Genomic DNA, 19,744 nt, shown 5'->3' with positions numbered 1-19,744 from the left:
CACGGGGGTGCAATGCCTCAAGCAAATGTTATGTATTCACCAAATAAAAATAATTCGGTATCAACAAACTTGGCACACTATTGAGTTCTCAAACAACAAACACTCTCGACACCACAACCACCAAAAAACCAGTGACTGCTTCGCTCCGGAGCAACTTTTCAAGCTTACCACCAAGTCAACCAAAGTCAACTCGACGTTTCCAGCTCGTTCACCCCACTGCTTCTTCCAAGCCTTTTCGGCCCGTCCAGATCAGCGGCGCGAGATAAAACTTTACACGGGTTCCCACCAGACGCAAAATCGGCCTGTACAGTCCGTCATCGCCTCGAAAACACCGTAACTACGCGGATTTTTGGGCCGCCCATATGAATTCTGGTCAAAAACAACTGAAATTTGTTGTTATGAATCGGGTCACTCTACAAAAATGGGCCGCCACCTGTCCGGGGACAGGTGGCGGCCCATTGAAGAACGTCGGGTGCTACTTGGCGCTCTGGTTACGCAGGCGGGAGACTTCGTAGAGCGAAATACCCACGGCCATCGATGCGTTCAGCGATTCCATAGCGGAGTCGATCGGGATCGAGACGATCGCGTCGCAGTTCTCGCGAACCAGGCGCGAGAGGCCCTTGCCCTCGGAACCAACCACGATGCACAGCGGGCCGGTGGCCAGCTCGAAGTTCGGGAGCTCCATGTCGCCGCCGGCGTCAAGGCCGATCACGAAGATGCCGGCAGCCTTGATTTCCTTCAGGGCGCTGGTGAGGTTGGTGCACTTGGCAACCGGAACGCGCACTGCTGCGCCAGCACTGGTCTTCCATGCCGAGGCGGTCATGCCGACACTTCGACGCTCAGGGATGATGACACCGTCGGCGCCGAATGCGGAAGCCGAGCGAACGATCGCGCCGAGGTTACGCGGATCGGTGATACCGTCCAAAGCCAGGAACAGCGGCTGCGACGTGGTGTAGCCGCGGTCGTAGTCCTTGACGGCTTTGGTCGCCAGCTGCACAGCGTCCTTGTATTCGTACGGCGGGATCTGCAGGGCAAGGCCCTGGTGAATCGCGTCGTCGGTCATGCGGTCAAGTTCCTGCTTCGATGCTTCCATCAAAGGGATGCCCTGAGCGGCAGCAAGCTTGAGGGACTCACGCACGCGGTCATCCACGTCGATGCGGATGGCTACGTGCAGCGCCTTGGCAGGGATGCCAGCACGCAGTGCCTCGACAACCGAGTTGCGGCCGGTCACGAATTCCGCGTTGACCTTGATCCGGTCGGTGCGCTTGCCGGTGCTGCGCTTAGCGGCCGAGCGCTCGGAGAGCTGCTTGGCGCGGTAAGCCTTGTGATACGGGCGATCTTCAGCTTTGGGGGTCGGGCCCTTGCCCTCGAGGGAACGTCGTCCCTTGCCGCCACTGCCCTTGGTTGGGCCCTTTTTGCTCATGGTATGTGTCCTTAAAGTTGAGTTTGCGGTAGCCGATCAGCGGCTAATTGTTCAGTGTCCAGCGGGCGCCGTCTGCGGAGTCGAGCACCGTGATACCTGCGGCGGCCAAGGCGTCGCGGATCGCATCCGAACGTGACCAGTCCTTGGCGGACCGTGCTTGAGCGCGTTCTGCCAGCTGTGCCTGGATCAGCTGGTCCAGCACTTCGTGCTCTGCGGATGCGTCGGAGTTCTGCTGGTCGCCGGCATCGTCCAAGCCGAGCACCTGCGTCATTGCCAGCACCTGTCCAAGGGCTGCGGCAACGGCTGCATCCTCGTGCTTATCCAGCGAAGCGTTGCCGTGGCGCACAGTTTCATGCAACGCGGCCAAGGCCATTGGAACGTTCAGGTCGTCATCCATCGCGGAGGCAAAAGCTTCCGGCACCTGCGTGGCAGCAATCGCTTCTGCCGCGGAGCCCAAGCGATAGCGCGCGTTGGAGATGAAAGTGTCGATGCGTTCCACCGCAGCGCCAGCTTCGGTCAGCGAGTCCGGGCGGTAGTCCAGCATGGAGCGGTACTGGGCCTGGCCCAGGAAGTAGCGCACCACGCGGGCGTCGGCCAGGGCAAGCATTTCCTCGGGGGAAATGGTGTTGCCCACGGACTTGGACATCTTCTCGCCCTCATAGGTGACCATGCCGTTGTGCATCCAGAAGTTCGCGAATCCGTGCCCGGCCGCGTTGGACTGAGCCATCTCGTTTTCGTGGTGCGGGAAGCGCAGGTCCAGCCCGCCGCCATGGATGTCGAATTCACTGCCCAGGTACTTGCCGGCCATGGCCGAGCATTCCAAGTGCCAGCCCGGACGGCCTCGGCCCCATGGGCTTGGCCAGGAAGCGGTGAGCGGATCGGAGTTCTTGTGCCCCTTCCACAGGGCGAAGTCCCGAGGGTCCTTCTTGCCGCGTGGGTCCGAGTCGGCGGCATCCTGCATGTCGTCGATCTTCTGGCGGGTCAGCGCACCGTACTGCTTGTAGGAGCGCACGTCGAAGTACACATCGCCGGAGCCATCGGCCGCCGGGTAGGCGTGCCCGAGGTTGATCAGCTCGGTGATCAACTCGTGCATTTCAGTGATGTGCCCGGTGGCCCGTGGCTCATAGGTCGGCCGGCGCACGCCGAGCGCTTCATAGGCGCGGGCGAATTCCTGCTCAAAGCGGTAGGCCAGCGCGAACCATTCTTCGCGAGGCTTGTAGTGTTCGTCGGCCTGGAAATCCGCGGCGAAGGAGTTGGCGGACTTTTCCAGGATCTTGTCGTCGATGTCGGTGACGTTGCGGACCGTGGTGACCGCGAAGCCGCGGTACTCCAGCCAGCGGGAGAGTACATCGAAGACGATGGCGCTGCGAACATGGCCCACATGCGGCATGCCCTGCACGGTGGCGCCGCAGTAATACAGCTTGACTTCGCCTTCGGTTAACGGCTGGAAGTCACGTACTGATGCTGTTTTGGTGTCATAGAATCGCAGGCTCACGCCTTTAAGGTTATCCGATGGATGCACCCTTTGTACTTCACTTGTGATGCGCTCGCTGATCTGGGGTTTTCACCGGCTCCCCGGCCGTCAGTTCTGCGCGGCGTACACCAGCGCCGTGGCGTAGGCGGTAATACCGGTTCCTTCGCCCTCGTAGCCCAGCCCGTCGCTGGTGGTCGCAATGACGCTGACTGGGGCGCCGATCGCATCGCTGAGCACCTGGCTGGCCTCTTCGCGCCGTGCCGAGAAGCGCGGGCGGCGTCCCACGAACTGCACCGCGACATTGCCGATTTCGAACCCGGCCGCGCGAACCAAACGCGCGGCTTCTGCAAGCAGTTTCACACCGCTGGCCCCGGCGAATTCCGGCCGGTCCACCCCGAAGTGGGTTCCCAGATCGCCGATCCCGGCCGCGCTGAAAAGCGCATCGCAGGCTGCATGGGCAACCGCGTCGCCGTCCGAATGCCCCGACAGGCCGATATCCTCGGGGAAGTGCAGGCCGGCCAGCCACATCGGCCGGGCGGGGTCGGTGCTCACGGCGTGAACGTCGATACCGTTTCCGATGCGTGGCAGGATCATTGGTTCCTTCGCGGGGTTGGCGGAGCTGCTCTGGGTGCTGATGAGCTGGTTGACGGTATCGAGGTCCTCGGGGTGGGTGACCTTCAAGGCTTGCTGCGCTCCGGCGACCACTTGCACTTTTTCGCCGCAGGCGCGCACGATCGAGGCATCATCGGTGACTTTTTCCAGTTCCGCCTCGGTGTAGTGGTCCAGCTGGGCGTGCGCTTGGCGCAGCACCGAGGCGTTGAATCCCTGCGGGGTCTGCACCGCGCGCAGGGTAGATCGTGCCGGGGTGTGCTCGATGTATTCGGTGCCATCCTGCGCTCCGGGTTCCACCACGCAGATCGTGTCGGTCACGGCCAGGGCCGGAATGACCGCGGCGGCTTGGCCTCGATCCAGCGCCTGGATCACGCGCTGGTAGAGATCGACCGGGGCAAAGGCGCGGGCGGCGTCATGGACCAGGATGTTCGCGGCGTTCGGGCTCACGGCGCCAAGTCCGCGGCGTACCGAATCGGCACGGCTGCTTCCGCCAGGAACAGTGCGCAACGCGGTGCCGTAGGGGGCCAGGACTTCGGCCATGCGGTGGTCATCTGCGGGAGTGACCACAATGATTTCAGTGATCTGCTCGACCTTGAGGATGCGGTCGATAGCGTGTTCCACCAAAGACTTGCCAGCTACCTGAACCAGTGCTTTGGGAATGCCGGCTCCGAGCCGGGTGCCCATTCCGGCGGCAACCAGGATCAGGCTCGAAGTATGCGATGGGGTTTGCTTCACAGCGCCCAGCTTATCGTGTTCATCCGGGATTGATCGGGCTTTTAACGGCAACAGCCGTGAAACGCTTTTCAGCGCTCCACGGCAAGATGCAATCGGGAGTTTTGCTTAGGCCGAAGCCAAAACCTCATCCAGCAGGCCCTCGGCCTTGGTCTCATCGAGGTCCTTGGCCAGAGCCAATTCGCTGATCAGGACCTGACGGGCCTTGGCCAGCATGCGCTTTTCGCCTGCCGACAGACCACGATCATTTTCTCGGCGCCAGAGATCGCGAACGACCTCGGCAACCTTGATGACATCGCCGGAAGCTAGCTTCTCGACATTTGCCTTGTAGCGGCGCGACCAGTTGGTCGGCTCTTCGGTAAATTCAGCACGAAGGACATCGAACACATGGTCCAAGCCTTCCTGACCTACCACGTCACGTACGCCAACCAGATCAACGTTCTCTGCAGGAACTTCAATGGTCAGGTCGCCCTGAGCCACCTTGAGCTTGAGATACATTTTCTCTTCGCCCTTGATCTTGCGCATCTTGATCTCTTCGATCATTGCGGCGCCGTGGTGCGGGTAGACAACAGTCTCGCCAACCTCAAAAACCATGTGGATAAACCCCTTTCCCACAACCTAGTCTAACATGTTTGCCATCCGCGAAGCCTCGATTGTGCCCGATATAACCGCGAATTCACGCGGATTCACCTCTTCCATTCGCAAGAGAAACATGGTAGGAAAAAGGTAGGTTCAGCTAGAATGCATACCTCTTTATCCCAAACCCGGTTCTCTACTTCTTGTCGAAAAGTGTGTGTTGCACGTCGCTAAATCGCGTCTTTGCGTGAAAAACAGCTAGGCTTAGAGGTAATCATGGTCTAAATCTTGGGTTGCCCCTGCTCTGGGTGCAGACGAGCCGATAGCCATGAACCGAAGCAACTCATTATTCTCACCGAGGAGTTAGTGTCGTGATCACCGCACGCATGACCGCTGGACGTCGCATTGCCGCGTCCCTCGCTGTGGCTGCCCTGGCATTCGGTGTCACCAGCTGTGGCGCCATCAACGAGCAGGCCACCAACACCGACTACGCTGCCAGCGATGGCGTGCATGTCGACGTCGCCGACGCACAGGTTCGCAACCTGCTGTTGGTTACCAACAGCGACGGCTCCAAGGCGCGTCTGATCGGCTCTGTTGTCAACGACAGCGATTCCTCGCTGACCCTGACCGTCGAGGCAGCCAGCACCAAGCCAGTGACCATCTCGGTTCCAGCCGAGAAGAGCGTCAAGCTGGAAGATGATGCGAACCAGAAGGTCGTCTCCGGCTTGAACATCGCTGCCGGCGAGCACGCAGAGACCACCTTCACTTCGGGCGGCGAGACCGTGGACTTCAGCGTTCCTGTCGTCGATGGCACCCTTGCCGAATACCGCGATTTTGTACCAGGCGGATCCGATGCATCGGTTACCGATCACCTGAAGAAGACCGAGAGCCACTCGACCTCGGAGCACTAAGCAAAAAACCAGGGAGCCTGGGAGCGAATCAATTGATTCGCTCCCAGGCTCCCTGGTTTTTAAGCCTTGGCCAGCTAGACCACGAACTTGTAGCCCAAGCCGCGCACAGTCACCAGGTGTTCGGGCGAGGCCGGGTCCGGCTCGATCTTCGAGCGCAGGCGCTTGACGTGAACGTCGAGGGTCTTGGTATCCCCCACGTAGTCGCTGCCCCAGACACGGTCGATCAACTGTCCGCGGGTGAGCACACGGCCGGCATTGCGCAGGAGCATCTCCAGCAGCTCGAATTCCTTGAGCGGCATGGAGACCTCGGTGTTGTCGACCGAAACCATGTGGCGCTCTACGTCCATGCGTACCGGGCCGGCGGTGACCACATTGCTGATCAGCTCTTCACCCTCGCCCTGGCGACGCAGGACGGCGCGGATGCGAGCGAGCAGCTCGCGGGACGAATATGGCTTGGTAACGTAGTCATCGGCTCCCAACTCGAGGCCAACCACCTTGTCGATTTCCGAATCCTTGGCGGTGAGCATGATGACCGGGACCTGGCTGTTCAACCGGATCTGGCGGATCACCTCGGTTCCGGGCTGTCCTGGCAGCATCAGGTCCAAGAGCACCAGATCGGCACCGTGGCGTTCAAACTCGGTGACCGCAACCAGCCCGTCCTCCGCGATCCGTACTTCAAATCCTTCGCGTTCCAGCAGGAAAGACAGCGGATCAGAAAGCGATTCCTCATCCTCTACGATCAAAATTCTGGTCATCGTCGTCCTCCTTCGCGATCGGAGGTTCTCGCCTCGACCGATCGTTCCTTCATCATCTCGTCGGCAGCACCATCAGTGCCTGCCCGTTCTTCATCCGCTAGGGGAAGTCTAAGGGTAAAAGTGGAGCCCTGCCCGGGCTGCGACCACAGCGACACCTCGCCACCGTGGTTGGCCAGCACGTGCTTGACGATGCTCAGCCCCAATCCGGTACCACCGGTTTGCCGTGAACGCGCGGAGTCCACGCGGTAGAAACGCTCGAAGACGCGCTCCTGCTCCTCGGGCGAAATGCCCGGGCCCTGATCGGTGACCGAGATCTGCGCATAGCCATCGCGTTGGCGGATCCCCACGCCCACCTTGGTGTTCTCCGGGGAGTACCGGATCGCATTGTCGATCAGGTTGCGCACTGCGGTCATCAGCAGATCGGGATCGCCCAGAATCGGCTCATCCAGGTGCCCGCCGACAGTGATGTCGATGCCTTTTTCCTCGGCAATCAGGTGGCTGCGATCCACCGCTTCGGCGACAACGGAATCGATATTCACTTCCTTGCCCTGCACAATGGCATCGCTGGCCTGCAGACGGGAAAGCTCGATAATGTCCTGGACGAGCGCGGCAAGCCGTCGTGATTCCTTGTCCATGCGGGTGGAGAAACGGCGCACCGCGGTCGGGTCATCGGCCGCTTCGGTAATGGCCTCAGCCAGCAGGGAGATGGCGCCGACCGGCGTTTTCAGCTCGTGTGAAACGTTGGCCACGAAGTCATTGCGCATGGCTTCGGTACGCGTGATCTCGGTGCGGTCATCAGCCAGCAGCAAAATGTATTCGTCGCCCAATGGCGCGACGCGCACGTGGACAATCAGCTGTCCGGCGCCGAGCGTTGAGCGCTGCAATTCATACTGGCTCTCAGCGATCACGCCGTCTGCGCGCACCTGGCGGACCAGGGCCAGAAGCTCGTTGTGAACGAGCGTATGGCCTCGGACTAGGCCGTAGGCATAGGAAGCGGGATTAGCCCGCACTACACCGTCAACATCATCGAGGATCACGAAGGCGCGTCCGATGACGGACAGGACGGCAGCTGCGCCTTCAGGGAGCAGAGGCTCGTCCACCTGCGGCAGTCGGGCGGTCCGGCGTTGGGAAATCCTGAAAGCGATCACGCCAACGATGCCCAGGGCCAGACCGAGGACACCGGCTATCAGAGTCGAGATCACATCGTTCACCCTTTTAGCGTAACTTCCCCACCGGGCACCTTCGTTCCTAAATGACGCGAAAATGGCCAAATCGGCGCGCTGTTCACCAAACGTTCACGTTTCGTGGCATATTCGTTAATCACCCGCTGACAGGCTGGAGTAAGACCCTCCACCATGCCATAAATCTGTTTGGGGTGGCTTGCCGCTACGGCGGAAGGCCAGCTGGCATGGGAACCGACACTCGAAAGGAACTGCTGTGCGTAAGGTTTTTCAGGCAGATCTACAACAAATTGGCGAAGAACTTATTGAGATGGCCAACCAGGTCGCGACCGCCATGGATCGCGCATGGGATTCATTGGCGAATGCCGACGTTGAGCTAGCCCAGGAAGTCATCGCGGCAGACGCGAAAATTGATTTCCTGCAGAACCAGCTGGATGAACGCGCTATCGATACCCTGGCACTACAGGGCCCTGTGGCCAGCGACCTGCGCATGATCGTCGGCTCGTTGCGCATGAGTGCTTCCCTGGAACGCATGGGCGACCTCGCCCGCCACTTGGCGCAGCTAGCCCGCTTGCGTTTCCCGCAGCCGGCAATTCCAGAGAGGATCTCCACGACCTTCGCTGAAATGGCGAAGATCGACATCCAGATCGCTCAGGCCGTGGCCCGCCTGCTCGATACCCGCGATCTGAATATCGCCGCCGAAATTATTGAATTGAACCACGAAGTCGATCGCCTTCACTCCAGCGTATTCGCTCGCATCGCCGAAGCGGATTGGGATGCTTCGGCCCCGACCACCGTGGATGTTTCCTTGACCAGCCGCTACCTTGAGCGCTTCGGCGATCACGGTGTTTCCGTGGCCCGGAAGGTCACCTACCTGGTCACCGGCGAATGGGATCCATCGGACGCCTAAGCCGATCACGGCATCAAGATCATAAGCCAGTGCCTGCACCCGGAAACCTTCCGGGTGCAGGCACTGCTTATTTAGCCAATTGTTTAATGAAGCCTTAACGGCAAAGGGCAGCCCACCAGTTGGCGGGCTGCCCTTGAAATTTTCGGCGCGAAATCGGCGCCAGCGTACAGCGGCTTCTTAGCCTTCGCACTCTACGCAGAAACCTACATTGCCTTCTTCGCGAACCAGCTGCGAGCGGTGGCGAATCAAGAAGCACGAGCCACAGATGAACTCGTCGTCTTTCTGTGGAATGACGGTGACCGTCAGTTCCTCGTTGGACAAATCTGCACCCGGCAGATCCATGCCATCAGTGTGATCGGCTTCGTCGAGCTCGCGCACGACGGACTTGGCGTCCGGTGCGTTTGCGGACTTAACCGCATCCAGAGAAGCCTTACGTGCCTCAGCAACGTCTGGGCGGACTTCATCGTAATCAGTTGCCACGAATTGCATTCCTAACGTGAGCCATTGAGCCTATTCGAAATAGGAGATTACAGCATACTAATGCCAAAAATACAATCGTGCGCAGTTGTTTCGCTCACAGCCATATAGCGGGCCCATTTTGAAGGTTAAATACAAAACAGCGGCACCAGAACTTCCAAGCTCAAAGCTTGGGGTTCTGGTGCCGCCGAAAAGCAGGTCTTACTTGCGTCCCTGGTTTGCAACAGCCTTGATGGCGTCGGCTGCAGCAGCAGGATCCAGGTAGGTTCCGCCCTTAGTGATCGGCTGGAAGTTGTCGTCCAACTCATAAACCAGCGGGATGCCGGTCGGGATGTTCAGGTTGGCGATATCTTCGTCGCTGATGCCGTCAAGGTGCTTGACCAGAGCGCGCAGCGAGTTGCCGTGAGCGGTAACCATAACGGTCTTGCCAGCCGACAGGTCCGCCTTGATGTTCTCTTCCCAGTAAGGAAGCATGCGCTCAAGCACGTCCTTGAGGCACTCGGTGCGTGGAGCGGAATCGCCCAGCGCGGCGTAGCGCTCATCGTTGATCTGGCTGAATTCCGAGGAGTCATCCAGAACCGGTGGCGGGGTGTCGTAGCTGCGGCGCCATTCCATGAACTGCTCTTCGCCGAATTCGGCCAAGGTCTGGGCCTTGTCCTTGCCCTGAAGCGCGCCGTAGTGGCGCTCGTTCAGGCGCCAGTCGCGGTTCACTGGGATCCACGAGCGGCCGGCGGCTTCCAATGCCAGGTTGGCAGTGACGATCGCGCGGGTCAGCAGCGAGGTGTGCAGCACCTCTGGCTTGTAACCGGCTTCGGCCAGCAGCTGTCCGCCGCGGGAAGCTTCAGCACGGCCCTGTTCGGTCAGCGATACGTCGTACCAGCCGGTGAACAGATTCTTTTCGTTCCATTCGCTCTGCCCATGGCGAAGCAAGATCAAAGTGTGACTCATACGATCCATCCTATCCAATGCACCAGCGCCGAAGCACCAAAGTTAAGGAGTGTCCATTAATTGAGAAGACCCGCACTCGACTTAGAACACGAGTGCGGGTCATCAAAAGTTCAATGCGGTTCTTGGCGGCCTAGTAGTTGTACCAGCCGCCGCCTTGTCCGCTGACTGCAGGCTTGACATCTGCAAGGTAGACACAGGCAATGCAGGCGCCGATGAGCTGCAGGAAGCCAATTCCGCCACCGCTGAGGATGCCCAGCAAGGACACGACAGCACTCGCCGCGGTCAGGCCAGTCCAAAAGCCTTTGGTGCGTTTGCCTTCTTGCGCGAAGCGCTGGGCTCCGTGGCGCAGGCAGTCAACCAGCGCCCAGACGGCGAGCACCAGAATGATGACGCTCAGAGCCAGCATCAAGTAGTACTCGATCAGGTGGGCAACATTCATCATGGACATATCTTCACTCTACCTATGAGACTTCACGTTTTTGGAACTGCCACGCGCTAAAGCTGTTCCAGGGCCTGCTCCAAATCGGACCACAGGTCTTCGACCTCTTCGATACCCACCGACAAGCGGATCAGGTTATCCGGGACTGTCGCGGGTTCCGATGCATGGCGGGCTCGACGCTCGGCCAAGGTTTCCACCCCGCCCAGCGACGTGGCACCGGTAATGATGTTGAAGCCGGCGACAACTTGATCTGCGTCTTCGGCGTTCTGCCCGGCTTGGAAAGCGATCACCGAGCCAAAGCCATCCATCAGCCGCGCAGCGCGCTCATGGCCTGGATCCTGTGCCAGCCCCGGGTAGCGCACTGCTTGCACCTTGGGATGCACCGCCAGGCGTTCAGCCAGCACTTGGCTGTTCGCCTGCGAACGATCGATGCGCACGGCCATGGTCCGCACGCCGCGCAAGGCCAGGAAGGTGTCCATCGGGGAGCTGATCGCTCCGTGCAAGGTTCGGTAGCCATGCAGCTTTTGGCGCAGCGATTCATCACTGGTCACCAGCGCGCCCATGATGATGTCCGAGTGCCCCGAAAGATACTTGGTCACCGAGTGGACCACCAGGTCGGCGCCCGCGGTCAACGGGCGTTGCAGCAACGGGGTGGCGAAGGTGTTATCCACGATGCTCAGCACGCCGCGGTTCTTGGCTTGTTCCAACAGCACCGGCAGATCGGCTACCTCCAGCATCGGGTTGGTCGGCGATTCCACCCAGAGCACGTCGGCTCCCTCAAGGGCAGCAATCACTTCTTCGGCGTCGGCGATATCCACCGGGCGGATGTCCAACCGGCCAGCAGCCTGCAGTTCCGAGCTCAGCGCCAAGGAACCGTTATAGGAGTGCTTGGGCATGACAAGCACTCCCCCGGCAGGAACCAGGCTCAAGGCCGCGGCGATGGCGGCCATGCCCGAAGAGAAAACCAGAGCGGGCAAAGCTGCAACTTCGAGCTGTCCCAGGACCTCTTCGAACGGATCCCATGTGGGATTGGAGAATCGCGCATAAACACGTTCGTCCGCGGCCGCCTGCCCCTGGGAGTGATAGGTCGAGGTGAAAGTCACCGGGTAGTTCACCGGCGCATCGGTGTCATGGGCCGGACGGCCACCTGCCACGATAAGAGTCTTCGGATCCCATTCGGGGCGTGGAGCTGATGGCATGCTGCTGGAGTTCATGGAAAAAACTTTACGCGCAGCCGCCGTCTGGCCGCGGATGGGTTTCACTACATTTCATCCGTCGAATCCACCACACTGGGCGATTAGTTGCGCCCAGGCCAGGGGTTGCGCAAATGTTTTGCCGACTCCTTGGATAGGCTAGAGGGGTGAATAACGAATCGAGCGCGCCGGCCCCTGGCTTGTTCATAGTCTTTGAAGGCGGCGACGGCGCGGGCAAATCCACGCAGGTCGCCCTGGCCCGGCAATGGCTGGAAGAACAAGGGTCCAAGGTCATCACCACCCGCGAACCCGGTGGCACCCAAATCAGTGAAGCCTTGCGCTCGCTGGTCCTGGAACACGGCCACGGCGACATCGATTCCCGCACCGAAGCCCTGATCTACTCCGCGGCCCGCGCTGCCCATGTGCAGCAGGTCATCAGCCCGTCCCTGGCCGCCGGCACCCACGTGATCTGCGATCGCTTTGTCGATTCTTCGCTGGCATACCAGGGCATGGGCCGAGCTTTGGGCTTCGACGCCGTCGCGAACATCAATGACTTCGCGACCAACGGCTTGAAGCCCGATGTCACCATCATCTTGGATATCTCCGCAGCCGATGGCCGTGCACGACGGGTTGCTGCCGGTGGTGGCGTGGAGGCCGCTGACCGGCTGGAAGCCGAGCCCGACGACTTCCACGAACGCATCCGCCAGGCATTCCTGGAACTGGCCGCTCGCGATCCGCAGCGATACCTTGTCCTGGATGCCAATAACAGCGTTGAGGATCTGCACCGGTCCATCACCACGCACTTGGCTGGCCTGCTGTGAACCGCCCGGTCTTCGCCGACCTTGCTGGCCAGCAGCGTGTCATCGATAACCTGTGCGCAGAAGTCGACCGCGGCAACCCCACGCACGCGTGGCTGGTCACCGGCCCACCCGGGTCCGGGCGAACCACCGCGGCCCGCGCCTTTGCAGCGGCCCTGCAGTGCACGAACACCCCTGCCGGCTGCGGCGAGTGCGAGAACTGCAAATTAGTCCTCGCCTCCTCCCATCCCGATGTCTCGTTCGTCTCCACGGATAAATTCGAATACCAGATTGCTGATGTACGCCACCTGATCACTCGCGCCCAGGAAAGCGCCAGCACCGGGCGGTGGCGCATCATCATCATCGAGGACGCGGACCGGATGTCTGAACGCAGCACCAATGTGCTGCTTAAAGCCATCGAGGAACCGCCGGCGAAGATGATCTGGATCCTGTGCGCCCCGTCGCCAGCCGACGTCCTGGTCACCATCCGTTCGCGCTGCCGCGCAGTCAACCTGTCGGTCCCTTCGACCTCGGACGTGGCGGATCTGCTGGTGCGCCGCGACGGGCTTGATCCGCAGCAAGCGCTATTTGCCGCCCGGGTCTCGCAGTCGCATATTGGCGTGGCCCGATTGCTGGCACGTGACGAGCATGCCCGCATCCAGCGGGAAAAAGTAGTCACCTTGCCACTGCGCACCACGACTCTGCCCCAGGCCATGGCTGCTGCCGCCGAAATCTCCAAATTGGCTACCGAGCGTGCTGAGAGCATCACCGGCACGGACCTGCAGAAGAAGACCGAACAGCTACGCCATGCCAACGGCCTGGGTCCTGAAGAAACCATTCCCCCGGGCCTGCGCAGCCAGTTCAAAGCCCTCGAAGAGGATGCCAAGCGTTTCGCTCGACGCGCCAGCTTTGATGCTTTGGACCGGACGCTGACCGACCTGACCACCTTTTTCCGGGATGTGCTCAGCTTGCAGCTGGGAACCGGCATCGAGCTGATCAACGAGCATTTGCGCGAGAAGCTTGAGGCATATTCCCGTGGTCAGAGCAAGGAAAAATCGTTGGCGCAGCTGGATGCGATCAACCAGACGCGCAGCCGCCTGGCCGCCAACGTCAATCAGCTCATGGCTTTGGAAGCATTGATGACCCGCCTTTTGCCAAATCCCGGCCGACGCTAACCCACGCAAGGAGACACTCAACGTGCCTGTACGCTCATCCAAACTGCGTTTGCTTGCGGTGGGAACCCTGCTGGCCCTGACCGGGCTCACCGGTTGCTCCGCGGGATCCACGCTCCCTGACGCCGAAGGCACGGACGCGAACCCCAGCGCCAGCAGCCCCGATACTCCCCGCGGGCTGGAAAGCTACTACTCCCAGCAGGTCGATTGGGAGAACTGTGGCGATGCCCTGGAATGCGCCACCATCAAGGTGCCGCTGGACTATGGCGATCCCACCGGCGAGAGCATCGAGCTTTCGATTAATCGCCGGGCAGCAGATGGCGCAAGCCGGAACCTGCTGGTGAATCCCGGCGGACCCGGCGGCTCAGGCTTGGATATGGTCGAGTCTTCCGTGCAGACCATGTTCAGCGATCAGCTGCAGAAGTCCTACAACGTCATCGGGTTCGACCCGCGTGGCGTGGGCGAAAGCTCCCCGGTCACTTGCCAGAGCGACGCCAAAACCGATGAGGGCCGCCAGGAAAACCTCCGTGCCTGGTTGCCCGAGGACCAGGAACAGATCATCGAGGAAACCGAGGACTATGCGGCCGACTGCGCTGCCAACACCGGCGACCTCTTGGGCCACGTTGACACTGTCTCGGCTGCCAAGGATATGGATGTCATCCGCGCCGTTCTGGGCGACAAGCAGCTGGACTACCTGGGATTCTCCTACGGCACGTTCCTCGGTGCGACCTATGCGGATTTGTTCCCGCAAAAGGTGGGGCGTTTTGTCCTTGACGGCGCCATGGATCCCAAGAGCCAGGCCGCGGATTTGACCAAGGCACAGGCCGTTGGCTTCGAGCACGAAATCGAAGCCTGGCTTGCCCAATGCATCGATTCCGAGGGCTGCCCCTTCAGCGGCACCGTGGAATCAGCGAAGGTGCAGCTTCAGCAGTTCTTCGCCCAGGTCGAGAACGAGCCCATGGTTTCCAGCGACGGCCGAACGGTGCCGATCATCGATTTTGTCAACGGATTCATCCTGCCGCTGTATGACAATTCCAATTGGCCCTACTTAACGCAGGCCATGGCTTCCGCCGTTAATGACGGCGATGTCGATACCATTCTCGGATTCGCCGATCTGGCCGCTGATCGGCAGAGCGATGGAACCTACGCTTCGAATTCCAGTGACGCGTTCACGGCCATCAACTGCCTGGACCGTCCAATGAACGCCGGCGAAGAGGCGATGGGCAAGGAAGCCACCGAGTTGATGCGCGTGGCTCCGACGTTGGGAAAGTACCTGTCCTACGGTGAAATCGCCTGCGATCTATGGGATCACAAGCCCACGGGCAAGGCTGGCGCGCTGGATGCCAAGGGATCCAATGAGATCCTTGTCGTCGGCACGACGTCCGATCCTGCCACCCCGTACCAGTGGTCCCAGTCGCTGGCCAAGCAATTGGATAACGCCACGTTGTTGACCTACCAGGGTCATGGCCACACGGCTTATGGGCGCTCCAATGACTGCATCACCAATGCGGTCGATGGCTACCTGATTGACGGGAAGGCCCCGGCACCTGACACGCAGTGCTGATAGGGAACAACGATGTCTTCCTCGTTTTGACGATCAGACAATTCCTCGGATAAAGTGACGTGGTGCCTGTTTGCAGGCACAGGCCTCCTTAGCTCAGGGGTAGAGCAGCTCCCTCGTAAAGAGCAGGTCGCCGGTTCAAATCCGGCAGGGGGCTCATGTGAAGAAAATCCCCGGAATCACGCAAGCGTGGTTCCGGGGATTTTCGCATTTCTCAAGTCTCGTTGCCGCCGGTGATTTCGAAGTCGAGCGTTATCGCTCCCCCGGTGGCGTAGTTGGGGACATCCGCGGCCACCGCCTGCCCCTCGGGCGAGCTCATGGCCGCGCGAAATGCATCGACATCGCTGAACTCGGCCTCGAAAATCGCGAAGTACTTCGCCGGGTTGCCTTGCGCGTCCGGGGAAATATTCGTCGAGTAGCGCCACGAACGAAGCCCTGGAAGCTGGGCCGCAAGCGGCAAGTGGGTCTGTTCGTAGTACTTGACGAAGGCATCACGGTCAGCGGGTTCGGGATAAAGAACGGTGAGCTTGTGCATGTCGGCTTCTCCTCAGGGGTTGCCATTGTTCGGGTACGCAACGGCCCCTCGAATTCCGGAAAATCCGAGGGGCCGATGCCGATATTATGACTTATTCGAAGTCGGCAGTGGCTGGGTCAGCCGCAATGCGTCCTTCTGCGCCGCGATCCAAGGTAGCGATCGCTTCGATGTCTTCAGCATCCAGGGTCACGTTCAACGATTCGAAGTTCTCGACGATGCGCGCATCGGTCACGGACTTCGGAATAACGACGTTGCCCAGGGCCAGATGCCAGGCGATGACAACCTGCGCCACGGAGGCGTCATGCTTCTTGGCAATGCCTTCAAGCACTGGATCCTTGAGCAGGTCTCCGCCCTGTCCCAGTGGCGACCACGACTCGTGCAGGATTCCGTGTTCGGCTTCGTAGGCACGCAGTTCGGCTTGCGGGAAGTACGGGTGGGTTTCAACCTGGTTGATGACCGGGCGGACGCCGGTTTCGGTGTAGAGCTCTTCGAGGGCTTCTACGGTGAAGTTGCAGACGCCGATGGACTTGGCCTTGCCGTCCTTCTGCAGCTGGATCAGCGCCTTCCAGGTATCCACGTAGGTGCCGCGCTTGGGCTGCAGCCAGTGGATGAGGTACAGGTCAACGTATTCCAGACCCAGACGCCCCAGCGATGCGTCGGCTGCTGCGATGGTCTTGTCGTAACCCTGGTCCGCATTCCAGACCTTGGTGGTGATGAACAGGTCTTCGCGGGCAATGCCACTGGCGGCAACCGCGCGGCCGACGCCTGCTTCGTTGCCGTAGATCTTCGCGGTGTCGATGTGGCGGTAGCCAGCCTTCAGGGCCTTGCCAACCGCGATTTCCGCTTCGTCGTCCTTGACCTGCCACACGCCATAGCCCAGCTGGTCAATGGTGTTTCCGTCGAGGAACTTACTTGTGGGTATTGTTTGGGTCATGCAACCAATTTAGTGCACGGCCCGACCCGATTTCTAGGACCACCACGCAACTGATCGGGAATTGTCAATTATTCGCTGTCGGTGAGCAGCTGGGCGGCTCGGCCCACATCTTCCTTGACCAGCTGCGCACGATGGCGCACCGATTCGATGTCGATCGACTCCCCCGCTTCGGCCTGCATCCGCATCATCGCAATGACCTGCGCGGTGGTTGCGAGGTCATTGGCAGATTTGGTGAGGCTGCGGTGCACCCCGGCCGTGGATTGCGGAATATGCTCGTCGTTGCTCGGCGTGATCCGCTGGGCCATCGTGCACAACTGCCGCACGGTGGCCAGGAGGTCAGCCATCTCATTGGCTTCCTTCACCAGCTGGTTATAGACCTTGTCATCGGCAATGCCCTCGATCACCTGGAACACGCGATCCAGGGAACGCTGGAAGCGATCGTGGGCGCGGCGCCAGACCCCCTCGCCAAGTTCGCGAGTGGCTGCGCGCTCAGCGCGAAGTCGTGAAAAGAACGCCATGACTCTTCTTTACCGGTGATGTACAAGAAACGATAGCTCTAGCCTACCGGTGCTACAGCACCGGTTAGCGCATGGATGTGACATAAAACGACACCGGCCCCGAAACCTCCCGCAGGTGCGGGTGGTTTCGGGACCGGTGATCGGTGCATTCAGCAGCAACGCCCCTCGGGGTTCTTTTCCTGCCAGTCGGTGTAGTCCTTCCAGAACTCCCGTTCACTCATCGGAGATTGGTCCGGATGATTGCGATGATGGTGTTCCAGATAGTGCTGGTACTTATCGGCACCCAGCACCCCGTCGACAAACCGTTTGGCCTGCGAGAGGCGTTCCATCAGCGTTGCCATGGCTAGTGGCCGCCGCGCTGGACTCGCGATGAGGCAGGAACCTGCTTCCATTCCTTCTCCAGCTGCTTTTCAGCAGGAGTGGAAATCAGTCCGGCCGGCGCGTACATCTTCGAAGGGACTGCAGGATCCTCGGTGTTGTTGCCGCCGCCGTTCTTCTTGGCCTTGATCGTTGCCATGATCGCGGTAACGATCACCACCGCGGTCAGCAGCAGGAAGAGCACCGAGAGCCAGCCCTGGACGCCGGTATTGCGCACCACAGCTTCCATGGCTTCGACGTTTTTGGCCGAACCGAGCGAGGTTTCGCCGTTGGCCAGCGCTTCCTTGTAGGCATTGTGGTTGGCGAAGTATCCGACCTTGGTATCCGGCGAGGAGATCTTCTGCCAGCTGGCCACGAAGGTGACCACCACGGTGAAGGCCAGTGGCAGGGCGACAACCCACAGGTACTTGAAGTTGTTGCGCTTGGCGATGATGGACATGACAACTGCTAGGGCGATGGCCGCCAGCAGCTGGTTCGCGATGCCGAACAGCGGGAAGAAGGTGTTGATGCCGCCCAGCGGGTCGGTCACGCCCAGGATGAGGATGTATCCCCATCCGGCCACCATGACCAGGGTGCAGATCCACACCCCGGGACGCCAAGAGGTGTCCTTGAACTTCGGGAAGAAGTTGCCAATGGTGTCCTGCAGCATGAAGCGGGCCACGCGGGTGCCGGCATCAACAGCGGTGAGGATGAACAGCGCCTCGAACATGATGGCGAAGTGGTACCAGAAACCCATCATCGCGGTGCCGCCGAACCACTGGTGCATGATGTGGGCGATACCCACGGCCAGGGTCGGAGCTCCACCGGTACGCGAGACCACGCTGGTCTCACCCACATTGGTGGCCAGTTCGGTGAGCGTATTCGGCTCCAGGTTCACGCCGGCAAGGCCCAGCGAGTTCACAAAGGCCACCGCGGTTTCCACAGTGCCGCCGGTGGCGGCCGCCGAGGAGTTCATCGCGAAGTACACGCCGCGGTCGATGGAGATCGCAGCCACCAGCGCCATGATGGCCACCATGGATTCCATGAGCATGCCGCCGTAGCCCAGGAAGCGGGTCTGCTTTTCCTTCTCAACCAGCTTCGGGGTGGTGCCCGAGGAGATCAGTGCGTGGAAGCCCGACAGCGCGCCACAGGCAATGGTCACGAACAGGAACGGGAATATATGCCCGGAGACCACCGGGCCATCGGAGCGCGAGGCGAACTCGGAGAACGCTGGAACGGTGATTTCCGGGCGCACGATGATGATGGCCACGGCCAGAAGGGCGATGACGCCGATCTTCATGAACGTCGACAGGTAGTCACGAGGTGCCAGCAGCAGCCAGACCGGAAGCACTGCGGCGATAATGCCGTAGATGATGATGGCCCACGCGATGGTGGTGCGATCCAGGTGGAAGAATTCGGCGCCCCATGGCGATTCGGCGATCCAGCGGCCGGAGATGATCGCGAACATCAGCAGGATGAAGCCGATGATGGAGATCTCCAGGACCTTGCCCGGGCGGATGAAGCGCAGGTAGATGCCCATGAAGAGCGCGATCGGGATGGTCAGGCCCACCGAATACACGCCCCATGCGGATTCGCCCAGGGCGTTGACCACGACCAGCGCCAGGATGGCGGTAATGATGATCATGATGGTCAGCGTGGCGATCAGGGCGGCGGTGCCACCGATCAGCCCAAGCTCTTCGCGGGCCATTTGGCCCAGGGAACGGCCGCCGCGGCGCATGGAGAAGAACATCACCAGGTAATCCTGGACCGCTCCGGCCAAAACAACGCCGACGATAATCCAGATGGTTCCCGGCAGGTAGCCCATCTGGGCGGCCAGGATCGGGCCGACCAAAGGACCGGCGCCGGCGATCGCGGCGAAGTGGTGTCCGAAGAGCACGCGGCGATCGGTCGGAACGAAGTCGCGGCCGTTGTTCACCGTTTCGGCGGGCGTCGCACGGAAGTCATCGGGCCGGACGATCTTGCGTTCGATGAACTTCGCGTAGAAACGGTAGGCAATCAGGTAGGTGGCGACGGCTGCGAAGACAAACCAAATCGCATTGATGGTTTCTCCTCTCGAAAAAGCAAGGAAGGACCAAGCAATGCCACCAACTAGGGCAATGGCGATCCAGACGGCGATCCGCAGAGGCGTCCAACGCGTTTCTTCGCGTTGGGCGACCTCCGGATCAACGCCTGCCGGGGGCAGCGTATTCTGGGCACTCAAGGTGAGCATCCTCCTCAG

General features: G+C 60.5%; 20 protein-coding genes and 1 tRNA gene. 6 read left to right on the top strand and 15 right to left on the bottom strand.

The features are described 5' to 3' along the window. Positions 1-475: 475 nt before the first annotated feature. The 4 genes from rlmB to D3791_RS11055 all read right to left on the bottom strand — a co-directional run bounded on the left by rlmB (position 476) and on the right by D3791_RS11055 (position 4,835). Entirely contained in the window at positions 476-1,423 is a 948-nt protein-coding gene (rlmB, locus tag D3791_RS11070; protein ID WP_022877086.1) for a 23S rRNA (guanosine(2251)-2'-O)-methyltransferase RlmB, read from the bottom strand. A 43-nt stretch (positions 1,424-1,466) separates the two neighbouring features. Beyond that, entirely contained in the window at positions 1,467-2,918 is a 1,452-nt protein-coding gene (gene cysS, locus D3791_RS11065) for a cysteine--tRNA ligase (RefSeq protein ID WP_172512230.1), read from the bottom strand. Positions 2,919-3,005: 87 nt separating this feature from the next. Beyond that, the gene (gene ispD, locus D3791_RS11060; protein WP_172512229.1) at positions 3,006-4,244 is read right to left on the bottom strand and encodes a 2-C-methyl-D-erythritol 4-phosphate cytidylyltransferase; all 1,239 of its coding nucleotides are present in this window, start codon (positions 4,242-4,244) and stop codon (positions 3,006-3,008) included. Positions 4,245-4,349: 105 nt separating this feature from the next. Then, a complete protein-coding gene (locus D3791_RS11055; RefSeq protein WP_022877089.1) occupies positions 4,350-4,835 on the bottom strand; it encodes a CarD family transcriptional regulator in 486 nt (161 codons plus the stop codon). A 353-nt stretch (positions 4,836-5,188) separates the two neighbouring features. Here D3791_RS11055 and D3791_RS11050 point away from each other — a divergent pair, with 353 nt between their 5' ends. Continuing rightward, positions 5,189-5,728: a hypothetical protein gene (locus D3791_RS11050; protein WP_022877090.1), complete on the top strand. Its 540-nt coding sequence runs from the start codon at positions 5,189-5,191 to the stop codon at positions 5,726-5,728. Between the two features lie 74 nt (positions 5,729-5,802). Here the strand turns inward: D3791_RS11050 and D3791_RS11045 are convergent, their stop codons facing one another. Next, complete coding sequence (locus D3791_RS11045; protein WP_058256319.1) at positions 5,803-6,483, bottom strand: response regulator transcription factor; 681 nt, start codon at positions 6,481-6,483, stop codon at positions 5,803-5,805. After that, positions 6,480-7,694, bottom strand: a complete 1,215-nt coding sequence (locus D3791_RS11040) for a sensor histidine kinase (RefSeq protein ID WP_246242031.1) — start codon at positions 7,692-7,694, stop codon at positions 6,480-6,482. Before D3791_RS11040 ends, D3791_RS11045 begins: the two co-directional genes overlap by 4 nt. A gap of 226 nt (positions 7,695-7,920) precedes the next feature. On the opposite strand from D3791_RS11040, the gene phoU reads away from it, so the two are divergent. Continuing rightward, complete coding sequence (gene phoU, locus D3791_RS11035; protein ID WP_172512227.1) at positions 7,921-8,574, top strand: phosphate signaling complex protein PhoU; 654 nt, start codon at positions 7,921-7,923, stop codon at positions 8,572-8,574. A gap of 177 nt (positions 8,575-8,751) precedes the next feature. Here the strand turns inward: phoU and D3791_RS11030 are convergent, their stop codons facing one another. From D3791_RS11030 to D3791_RS11015, 4 genes are all read right to left on the bottom strand, one after another. Next, entirely contained in the window at positions 8,752-9,054 is a 303-nt protein-coding gene (locus tag D3791_RS11030; protein WP_022877094.1) for a DUF4193 domain-containing protein, read from the bottom strand. Positions 9,055-9,252: 198 nt separating this feature from the next. Further along, entirely contained in the window at positions 9,253-9,999 is a 747-nt protein-coding gene (locus tag D3791_RS11025) for a phosphoglyceromutase (protein WP_022877095.1), read from the bottom strand. Between the two features lie 130 nt (positions 10,000-10,129). Then, positions 10,130-10,441: a DUF2516 family protein gene (locus tag D3791_RS11020; protein WP_319019213.1), complete on the bottom strand. Its 312-nt coding sequence runs from the start codon at positions 10,439-10,441 to the stop codon at positions 10,130-10,132. 53 nt (positions 10,442-10,494) lie between these two features. Continuing rightward, entirely contained in the window at positions 10,495-11,652 is a 1,158-nt protein-coding gene (locus D3791_RS11015) for a trans-sulfuration enzyme family protein (protein ID WP_246242027.1), read from the bottom strand. A gap of 146 nt (positions 11,653-11,798) precedes the next feature. Between D3791_RS11015 and tmk the strand changes: the two genes are divergently transcribed. The 4 genes from tmk to D3791_RS10995 all read left to right on the top strand — a co-directional run bounded on the left by tmk (position 11,799) and on the right by D3791_RS10995 (position 15,318). After that, the gene (tmk, locus tag D3791_RS11010; protein ID WP_172512226.1) at positions 11,799-12,452 is read left to right on the top strand and encodes a dTMP kinase; all 654 of its coding nucleotides are present in this window, start codon (positions 11,799-11,801) and stop codon (positions 12,450-12,452) included. Beyond that, positions 12,449-13,603: a DNA polymerase III subunit delta' gene (locus tag D3791_RS11005; RefSeq protein WP_172512225.1), complete on the top strand. Its 1,155-nt coding sequence runs from the start codon at positions 12,449-12,451 to the stop codon at positions 13,601-13,603. Before tmk ends, D3791_RS11005 begins: the two co-directional genes overlap by 4 nt. A gap of 22 nt (positions 13,604-13,625) precedes the next feature. Further along, the gene (locus D3791_RS11000) at positions 13,626-15,164 is read left to right on the top strand and encodes an alpha/beta hydrolase (protein WP_172512224.1); all 1,539 of its coding nucleotides are present in this window, start codon (positions 13,626-13,628) and stop codon (positions 15,162-15,164) included. Between the two features lie 82 nt (positions 15,165-15,246). Further along, positions 15,247-15,318, top strand: a tRNA-Thr gene (locus tag D3791_RS10995). A 57-nt stretch (positions 15,319-15,375) separates the two neighbouring features. Here the strand turns inward: D3791_RS10995 and D3791_RS10990 are convergent. The 5 genes from D3791_RS10990 to D3791_RS10970 all read right to left on the bottom strand — a co-directional run bounded on the left by D3791_RS10990 (position 15,376) and on the right by D3791_RS10970 (position 19,735). Then, complete coding sequence (locus tag D3791_RS10990; RefSeq protein ID WP_172512223.1) at positions 15,376-15,696, bottom strand: EthD family reductase; 321 nt, start codon at positions 15,694-15,696, stop codon at positions 15,376-15,378. A gap of 91 nt (positions 15,697-15,787) precedes the next feature. Continuing rightward, positions 15,788-16,630 carry an aldo/keto reductase gene (locus D3791_RS10985; RefSeq protein ID WP_022877102.1) on the bottom strand — a complete coding sequence of 281 codons (843 nt, stop codon included), beginning with the start codon at positions 16,628-16,630 and terminating at the stop codon, positions 15,788-15,790. A gap of 68 nt (positions 16,631-16,698) precedes the next feature. Further along, complete coding sequence (locus D3791_RS10980) at positions 16,699-17,148, bottom strand: hypothetical protein (RefSeq protein ID WP_022877103.1); 450 nt, start codon at positions 17,146-17,148, stop codon at positions 16,699-16,701. Positions 17,149-17,297: 149 nt separating this feature from the next. Continuing rightward, complete coding sequence (locus D3791_RS10975) at positions 17,298-17,489, bottom strand: YbdD/YjiX family protein (protein ID WP_028268910.1); 192 nt, start codon at positions 17,487-17,489, stop codon at positions 17,298-17,300. 2 nt (positions 17,490-17,491) lie between these two features. Next, complete coding sequence (locus D3791_RS10970; RefSeq protein WP_172512222.1) at positions 17,492-19,735, bottom strand: carbon starvation CstA family protein; 2,244 nt, start codon at positions 19,733-19,735, stop codon at positions 17,492-17,494. Positions 19,736-19,744 lie beyond the last annotated feature (9 nt).

The sequence above is a fragment of the Glutamicibacter mishrai genome, from assembly GCF_012221945.1.
Taxonomy (GTDB): Bacteria; Actinomycetota; Actinomycetes; order Actinomycetales; family Micrococcaceae; genus Glutamicibacter; species Glutamicibacter mishrai.
Note: the sequence above shows the minus strand (reverse complement) of the source record. Positions and strands in the feature narration are given on the sequence as shown.

Excerpts from the sequence above, each read along its gene's own strand:
- D3791_RS11045 (WP_058256319.1), bottom strand. The coding sequence starts at position 6,483 with ATGACCAGAATTTTGATCGTAGAGGATGAGGAATCGCTTTCTGATCCG.
- D3791_RS10985 (WP_022877102.1), bottom strand. The coding sequence starts at position 16,630 with ATGACCCAAACAATACCCACAAGTAAGTTCCTCGACGGAAACACCATT.
- rlmB (WP_022877086.1), bottom strand. The coding sequence starts at position 1,423 with ATGAGCAAAAAGGGCCCAACCAAGGGCAGTGGCGGCAAGGGACGACGT.
- D3791_RS10990 (WP_172512223.1), bottom strand. The coding sequence starts at position 15,696 with ATGCACAAGCTCACCGTTCTTTATCCCGAACCCGCTGACCGTGATGCC.
- D3791_RS11015 (WP_246242027.1), bottom strand. The coding sequence starts at position 11,652 with ATGAACTCCAGCAGCATGCCATCAGCTCCACGCCCCGAATGGGATCCG.
- D3791_RS11055 (WP_022877089.1), bottom strand. The coding sequence starts at position 4,835 with ATGGTTTTTGAGGTTGGCGAGACTGTTGTCTACCCGCACCACGGCGCC.
- D3791_RS11025 (WP_022877095.1), bottom strand. The coding sequence starts at position 9,999 with ATGAGTCACACTTTGATCTTGCTTCGCCATGGGCAGAGCGAATGGAAC.
- D3791_RS10970 (WP_172512222.1), bottom strand. The coding sequence starts at position 19,735 with ATGCTCACCTTGAGTGCCCAGAATACGCTGCCCCCGGCAGGCGTTGAT.
- D3791_RS10980 (WP_022877103.1), bottom strand. The coding sequence starts at position 17,148 with ATGGCGTTCTTTTCACGACTTCGCGCTGAGCGCGCAGCCACTCGCGAA.
- D3791_RS10975 (WP_028268910.1), bottom strand. The coding sequence starts at position 17,489 with ATGGCAACGCTGATGGAACGCCTCTCGCAGGCCAAACGGTTTGTCGAC.
- D3791_RS11020 (WP_319019213.1), bottom strand. The coding sequence starts at position 10,441 with ATGATGAATGTTGCCCACCTGATCGAGTACTACTTGATGCTGGCTCTG.